Source organism: Campylobacter sp. RM12640, from assembly GCF_020137595.1.
Classification (GTDB): Bacteria; Campylobacterota; Campylobacteria; order Campylobacterales; family Campylobacteraceae; genus Campylobacter_E.
Window position 1 is genome coordinate 54,567 of sequence record NZ_JACGAU010000011.1, and the last position, 6,458, is coordinate 61,024.

The 6,458-nt window shown below is 27.9% G+C and carries 9 protein-coding genes; 4 read left to right on the top strand and 5 right to left on the bottom strand.

Going from position 1 to position 6,458, the window contains the following annotated elements; genetic code table 11:
* Positions 1-7: 7 nt before the first annotated feature.
* Genes AVBRAN12640_RS05685 through rarD form a run of 4 tightly spaced genes read right to left on the bottom strand, consistent with a single transcriptional unit; the run spans position 8 to position 2,612 of the window.
* Entirely contained in the window at positions 8-823 is an 816-nt protein-coding gene (locus AVBRAN12640_RS05685; protein WP_336609002.1) for a fumarylacetoacetate hydrolase family protein, read from the bottom strand.
* 1 nt (position 824) lies between these two features.
* The gene (locus AVBRAN12640_RS05690; RefSeq protein ID WP_214118144.1) at positions 825-1,307 is read right to left on the bottom strand and encodes a hypothetical protein; all 483 of its coding nucleotides are present in this window, start codon (positions 1,305-1,307) and stop codon (positions 825-827) included.
* Position 1,308: 1 nt separating this feature from the next.
* Complete coding sequence (locus AVBRAN12640_RS05695) at positions 1,309-1,752, bottom strand: hypothetical protein (protein WP_336609003.1); 444 nt, start codon at positions 1,750-1,752, stop codon at positions 1,309-1,311.
* Positions 1,749-2,612: an EamA family transporter RarD gene (gene rarD / locus AVBRAN12640_RS05700; RefSeq protein ID WP_336609004.1), complete on the bottom strand. Its 864-nt coding sequence runs from the start codon at positions 2,610-2,612 to the stop codon at positions 1,749-1,751. Before rarD ends, AVBRAN12640_RS05695 begins: the two co-directional genes overlap by 4 nt.
* 72 nt (positions 2,613-2,684) lie before the next feature.
* Here rarD and AVBRAN12640_RS05705 point away from each other — a divergent pair, with 72 nt between their 5' ends.
* Together AVBRAN12640_RS05705 and AVBRAN12640_RS05710 are read left to right on the top strand one after the other, a co-directional pair.
* The gene (locus AVBRAN12640_RS05705) at positions 2,685-4,019 is read left to right on the top strand and encodes a class II 3-deoxy-7-phosphoheptulonate synthase (RefSeq protein WP_214119911.1); all 1,335 of its coding nucleotides are present in this window, start codon (positions 2,685-2,687) and stop codon (positions 4,017-4,019) included.
* A complete protein-coding gene (locus AVBRAN12640_RS05710; protein WP_214118152.1) occupies positions 4,016-4,612 on the top strand; it encodes a shikimate kinase in 597 nt (198 codons plus the stop codon). Before AVBRAN12640_RS05705 ends, AVBRAN12640_RS05710 begins: the two co-directional genes overlap by 4 nt.
* A 1-nt stretch (position 4,613) precedes the next feature.
* Here AVBRAN12640_RS05710 and AVBRAN12640_RS05715 read toward each other — a convergent pair whose 3' ends face one another.
* Positions 4,614-4,934 carry a winged helix-turn-helix transcriptional regulator gene (locus tag AVBRAN12640_RS05715; protein WP_214119912.1) on the bottom strand — a complete coding sequence of 107 codons (321 nt, stop codon included), beginning with the start codon at positions 4,932-4,934 and terminating at the stop codon, positions 4,614-4,616.
* A 97-nt stretch (positions 4,935-5,031) separates the two neighbouring features.
* On the opposite strand from AVBRAN12640_RS05715, the gene AVBRAN12640_RS05720 reads away from it, so the two are divergent.
* Together AVBRAN12640_RS05720 and AVBRAN12640_RS05725 are read left to right on the top strand one after the other, a co-directional pair.
* Complete coding sequence (locus AVBRAN12640_RS05720; protein WP_214150300.1) at positions 5,032-5,619, top strand: NAD(P)H-dependent oxidoreductase; 588 nt, start codon at positions 5,032-5,034, stop codon at positions 5,617-5,619.
* 167 nt (positions 5,620-5,786) lie between these two features.
* Positions 5,787-6,458, top strand: a 672-nt coding sequence (locus AVBRAN12640_RS05725) for a cache domain-containing protein (RefSeq protein WP_336609005.1), incomplete at its 3' end; no start/stop codon positions are given.

Here is a 6,458-nt window from a genome sequence, read left to right on the forward strand (position 1 = left end):
ATTGTCCTTACTTTATATAATTTATTAATGAGCCAAGATGCTCTATTCTACATTCAATCTTATCGCCACTTTTTAAAAATTTAGGCGGATTAAAGCCCATTCCAACACCACTTGGAGTGCCTGTGCTAATGATAGTTCCAGCCTTTAAACAGGTGTAATTTGATAATTCTTTTAAGATATAAGGAATATCAAAAATAAGCATATTTGTATTAGAACTTTGTCTTAATTCATCATTTACAAAGCATTCTACTTTTAAATTACTTGCTTCTTTTATACTAAGACCTGTATTAATAAAACTACCAAATGGACAAGAATTAGCTAAACTTTTTCCCATATACCATTGCTTATGTTTGTTTTGAATTGCCCTATCGCTAACATCATTTAAAATAGTATATCCTAAAATATAATCATCAAAATCACTTGTATCATCTAATTTATAAGCATCTTTTCTAAGTACAAATGCAAGTTCACATTCATAATCTAATTTTTCGCCACTAATATCTAAAATATCAAATGGATTAGAAAACTCATTTACTCTTTTTGCAAAATAAACTGCTTCTTCTCTTTTGCCATCAAATTCAATTCCTTTAAATTTATAGCTTTCTTTTGCGTGTTCTAAATAATTTATTCCTAAGCATATTACATCTTGATAAGGAGATTTGATTGGAGATAATAACTTAACTTCACTAAGCATAAAAGCATCTTCAATCAATTCTAATCTATCAAAATAAGAAGAATAATTTTTAAAATAACCCACCTTATTATTATCGCCTAAATTCCCATGATAAACTACATTATCTTTCATAAATCTAATCAATTTCATACTAACCCCTTTTTACTAGATTTTCTAAAATATATTGCTCTAATTTTGTCTTAGGTATGCTAAGTTCATTTGCTTTATTATAAATTTCAACAACAATTGCGTTGTATTTTTCATATTCAAAATGCGATAAATGTATTTGCCACGCTGCTTTTATTTGTCTAAGACTTGCTATTTTTCTTGTATAAATCTTAAAAATATCAAAACATATAAAAATAGCAGAAGTTACAAATACAGCACTAATTAAACTAAAATGAAAGTCAATTTTTTCAAATAAAAAATGAGTAGCAATAGTTAATGGTGTAAGCACGATTAAGCACAATATAAAATATATAAAATAAGTATTAAAATAATTAAACTTAAAATGTAATTTCGCTGGGTCAATTAACATTCCTTCATTATAAAGGCTATTTGCTTCTATTAAATCTAAAAATTTTACAGGCTCGTTTGAGAATTTAAAAAGCTTATTAATTAGTAATTCTTTCATTTCAATCCTTAAAAATTTCATTATATTTTAACGCTGCTAAATCAAAAAATTCTTTAGCTTTTTCATCTCCTAAAGATTTTTGAACGCACTCTTCAAATTCTGGTAAAAGTTTTAATAATTTATCTTTTAATTCATCGCTAGGTAAAGTCTTTATGGTATTTAAAACAGATACTAAAGCTAAGGCTTTTTCTTTATCACTTTCAGGCATTAAACTTGCGTATTTATTAAATATTTCTTCTAAATTATCGCACAATAATGCACATTTTTCGTTTTCATTATGAATTAGGCTTAAAACTTCTTCTTGAGTAAAATTAGCTGTATTTTTTTCTTCTTTTCTTACAAAATCTCCGTGTTTATCAAGCTCTTTAAAGACCTTTTTTAAAATAGTTGCGAAAAACAATACTATAAAAATTATACCTATTACATAAATTCCAACTTCATTCATAGTTTATTTCCTTTTTTAAACACATTATCATAAACGCTTAAAGCTACTGCTATAAAAATTATAATAAATGATATTAATTTATGTTGATTTATTGGCTCATTGTATAAAAAAATAGCAACTAAAAAAGAAATTATCGGGCAAATATATTGCATATATGAAAGTAATGTTAAGCTTAATTTTTGCGTAGCATAATTGTATCCTAACATAGGTAGCAAGGTTACAAGCCCACTAAGTGCAAGTAATACTCCTAAATAATCAATATCAAAATGAGCTAAATTCGTTGGGATAGAAAATAAAAATATTAAAGCAAAAGGAGTGATTAATAATGTCTCTAAGAAAAACCCATAAACGCTGCTTATATAAACTTTTTTACGAATAATGGTATAAAAATTAACTAAGAGCGCTAAAGTAATTGATAATATAGGTAAAGCTCCTAAAGTAATTACTTCAAATAAACACGCAAAAATCACTAAACTAACACTAATAATTCCTAATTTACTCATATTTTCTTTTAAAAATACTTTTGCAAAAATTATCCCAAATAAAGGGCTTAAAAAATATCCTAAAGAAGTTTCTAAGATTAAATTCTTATTAACCATATAAATATAAAGACCCCAATCTCCGCTAATTAAAGCACCACAAATAAAAAGATTAAAAGCCATTTTTAAAGATTTTAATTCTTGTAAGGCTTTTTTAAATTGCCCTATAATTATTAAAAATATTGCTAAAAATATAACCGACCAAACTATCCTATGCGACATTACTACAAAGGCATCTAATGTATCAAGTTGTTTATAAAAAATAGGCACTAAACCCCAAAATACAAAAACAACAAAAGCTACAAAAAATCCATAATTCATAAAAATTTTTCCTTAAAATGTAAAACTTATCTCATATAATCATAATTTACTAAATTAAAAAAAGGAGAAACGATGAATTGGTCGCTAGATTCATATAAAAATTATAAAGCTCTTCAGCAACCAAACTATGAAAACAAGGAAGAATTAGAAAATGTAGTAAATGAATTAAAATCGTATCCACCTTTAATATTTGCTATGGAAGCAAATGAATTAAAAAACGAATTAGCAGCAGTTTGTAAAGGAGATGCGTTTTTATTACAAGGTGGTGATTGTGCTGAAAGTTTTAATGATTTTAGTGCAAATAATATCCGTGATATGTTTAAATTATTTTTGCAAATGGCATTAGTTTTGCAATTTGGTGGGTCAAAAAAAGTAGTAAAAATTGCTCGTATGGCAGGACAATTTGCAAAGCCTAGAAGCTCTGATTTTGAGAATAAAGATGGTATAAGCTTACCAAGTTATCGTGGAGATATTATAAATGATTGTGAGTTTTGCGAAAGTGCAAGAGTTCCAAAAGCTAAAAAAATGCTAAAAGCTTATATGCAAAGCTCTGCTACGCTTAATTTGCTTCGTGCATTTAGCGTAGGTGGACTTGCTGATTTAGCCCAAGTGCATAAATGGAATTTAGGTTTCGTAAGACGCGCTGATATTGATGATAAATACGCACTTTTAACTCAAAGATTAACAGAAGCACTTGATTTTTTTAAGGCTTGTGGAATAACTAGCTTAAATGATGCTAGATTACACGAAACAAAAATCTACACAAGCCACGAAGCCTTGCTTTTACCTTACGAAGAAGCACTTACTAGAATAGATAGCTTAAGTGGAGCTTATTATGATTGTTCAGCTCATATGCTATGGATTGGCGAGAGAACTCGTGGGCTTGATGATGCTCATGTGCATTTTTTAAGCGGAGTTAAAAATCCAATAGGTGTTAAAATAGGACCTAGTGCTAGTGCTAGTGATATATTAGCCTTAGCTGATAAGCTAAATCCACAAGATGAAGCAGGAAGATTAAATATAATCATTAGAATGGGTGCTAGTAAGATTAAAAATCTTGAAAATATCTTTAAAGAATTAAGCAAAGAACAAAGAAATATAATCTATAGCATAGACCCAATGCACGGCAATACTCAAAGCGTAAATGGCTATAAGACTAGAAAATTTGATGATATTTTAGATGAAGTTAAAAATTTCTGGCATATTGCAAGAGCTAATAATATAATTCCTGGTGGGGTTCATTTTGAAATGACAGGACAAAATGTAACCGAATGTTTAGGCGGAAGCGTAGGAGTTAGCGAAAGCGATTTAGCAAGACGCTATGAGACCCAATGCGATCCTAGATTAAATGCAGACCAAGCATTAGAACTTGCATTTTTAATAGCTGAATTAATGAAGCAAAAATGAAAAACATTGTTTTAATCGGTTTTATGGGCTGCGGTAAAAGCACAACTGCAAGAAGGCTTAGTAAGATTATTAAAAAAGAAGTAGTAGATACTGATAGCATAATAAAACAAAGAACTGGGCTTGAGATTAAAGAGATTTTTGAGCGTTATGGAGAAGAATATTTTAGGAATTTAGAAAAAGAATTAAGAGATGAATTAGCCACAAAAAGTGATTTAATCATCTCTTGTGGCGGTGGTTTTGCTAATTTACAAGATTTAAGAAAATTAGGTTTTGTAGTGTTTTTAGACCTTAGTTTTTACAAAATCGCAACAAGACTTAAAAACGATACTAAACGCCCATTATTTGATGAAAAGGCGAAATTGCTTTATGATAAAAGAATGCCACTTTATAATAACGCTTGTGATATAAAAGTAAATATTTTAAATCTAAAAGCAAGAGAACTTGCTAAGATTTTAGAATTTTTCTTAGGCACTAATATCACAAATGATGTTAGAAAAGCCTTTATAAAACCTAGCCTAAATAGAAAAATAAATCGTAAAATTAAACCTATAAAAACTGATAAGTTTAAATTAAACCCAATAAGAGCTAATTAACTTAGCTCTTATTATTGCTTCCCCATTTACACATCATATTAAGAATTGGTATTAATGATTTTCCTTTATTGCTTAGACTATATTCAACCTTAGGTGGGATTTGCGGATATTCGGTGCGTATTATTAAATCATCTTGCTCTAATTCTTTTAATGCCTTTGTTAAACTCTTAAAAGAAATTCCAACAAGCATTCTTTTAAGCTCATTATATCTTATAATCTCATTGATTGATAAAAGATACAAAATACTCATTTTATATTTTCCTGAAATTAGGTTTAGCGTATAATAAATTCCACATTTATTATAATCATTTTTTCTTTTCATTACTCTCCTTTTGGTTAGTATCTAACAATTTTGTTCGTATTGACTTAAAATAAAGTAAAAATTATAATCTAATTTTATTTTTAAACAAGGAGAAATTATGAAAAATGTTTTATTAGTTAATGGTGCTAAAGCTTTTGCTAATGCAGGTGCAAGACTAAATGCAAGTTTGCAACAAGTTGCGTATGATACTTTAGTAGAAAATGGTTTTAATGTAGAACAAACCATAATTGATGATGGATATGATGTATTAGATGAAGTAGAAAAATATGTAAGAGCTGATATTATAATTTATCAAATTCCAGGATTTTGGATGAATGCACCTTGGATAGTATGGGAATATTTTTCAAAAGTTTTTGGAGCTGCTTTTGGTAAATTATGTGCTAGTGATGGAAGAAGTAGAAGTGATGCTAGTAAAAAATACGGCTCTGGTGGGCTTAGTCAAAATAAAAAATATATGCTATCTTGGACTTGGAATGCACCTGAAGAAGCATTTACTGATAAAGAGCAATTTTTTGGTGGTGTCGGTATTGATGGAGTTAGCTTAAATCTTCATAAAACTCACGAGTTTTTAGGTATGAGTGCACTTAAAACTTTTGCTTGTTATGATGTAGTAAAAGACCCGCAAGCAGAAAAATATTTTAAAGACTATAAAGAACATATCTTAAATGAAATAGTAAAAAAATAATATTTTGGATTTAGTTTTTCTAAATCCAAAATTAAAAAAATTTAAATTTATTTTAAATATTTTTAATAATTTTTTAATTTAAATTACAAGCAAATAATTTATATTGTTTTAAGTTCATATAACCTATAATCAAAATCTTAATCTAAATCAACAAACAAGGAAAAACTATGAAACTATCAACCAAAATTGCATTGTTTTCATTCATTGGAATTTTAATTAATTCTATAGTTTTAGTATCACTTCATAAATACTATGATAACTACTCTGTAAATTACACAAAACATACGGTAGAAGATGAAATTTTAACAGCTAAAAAGCAGCAAGTTAAAGCTCTGGTAGAAAGTGTTATGAAGTATTCTGGTGCTATTTATGAAGAGTATAAAAATGATAATAACTTAAGTGAGTTTAAAAATAAACTACAAGATTATTTATCTAAAGTAAGATTTGGTAGAGCAAATAGTTATTACACCGTGTTTGATAAAGATGGAAACATATACTATCACCCATCTGCTTCTTGGATAAACAACAATAAATTTAACGAAAAAGACGCAAAAGGAATGTATTTCATACAAGAAATGATTAAAAGTGCTGATAATAATGATGGTTATATAAGATATTTTTATGAAGATTCAAATTCTAATAAAGTTACTGAAAAACTAGCATATACAGGTAAGGATAAAGCAAGTGGGCTTTATTTTATGACTTGGTTATCTTGGGAGACAATTAGCAAAACTTCAATAGAAAAAGTATCAAAAGATACAGATGAACAAAGCTATAATAATATGATTACTTTTATAATCACTACTGCACTTATAATAATTGCGATTGTAAGCTTATCA

What these genes read in the sequence shown, in the direction of transcription:
- AVBRAN12640_RS05685 (WP_336609002.1), bottom strand. Translation starts at nt 823, where the DNA reads ATGAAATTGATTAGATTTATGAAAGATAATGTAGTTTATCATGGGAAT.
- AVBRAN12640_RS05690 (WP_214118144.1), bottom strand. Translation starts at nt 1,307, where the DNA reads ATGAAAGAATTACTAATTAATAAGCTTTTTAAATTCTCAAACGAGCCT.
- AVBRAN12640_RS05720 (WP_214150300.1), top strand. Translation starts at nt 5,032, where the DNA reads ATGAAAAATGTTTTATTAGTTAATGGTGCTAAAGCTTTTGCTAATGCA.
- rarD (WP_336609004.1), bottom strand. Translation starts at nt 2,612, where the DNA reads ATGAATTATGGATTTTTTGTAGCTTTTGTTGTTTTTGTATTTTGGGGT.
- AVBRAN12640_RS05710 (WP_214118152.1), top strand. Translation starts at nt 4,016, where the DNA reads ATGAAAAACATTGTTTTAATCGGTTTTATGGGCTGCGGTAAAAGCACA.
- AVBRAN12640_RS05715 (WP_214119912.1), bottom strand. Translation starts at nt 4,934, where the DNA reads ATGAAAAGAAAAAATGATTATAATAAATGTGGAATTTATTATACGCTA.
- AVBRAN12640_RS05695 (WP_336609003.1), bottom strand. Translation starts at nt 1,752, where the DNA reads ATGAATGAAGTTGGAATTTATGTAATAGGTATAATTTTTATAGTATTG.
- AVBRAN12640_RS05705 (WP_214119911.1), top strand. Translation starts at nt 2,685, where the DNA reads ATGAATTGGTCGCTAGATTCATATAAAAATTATAAAGCTCTTCAGCAA.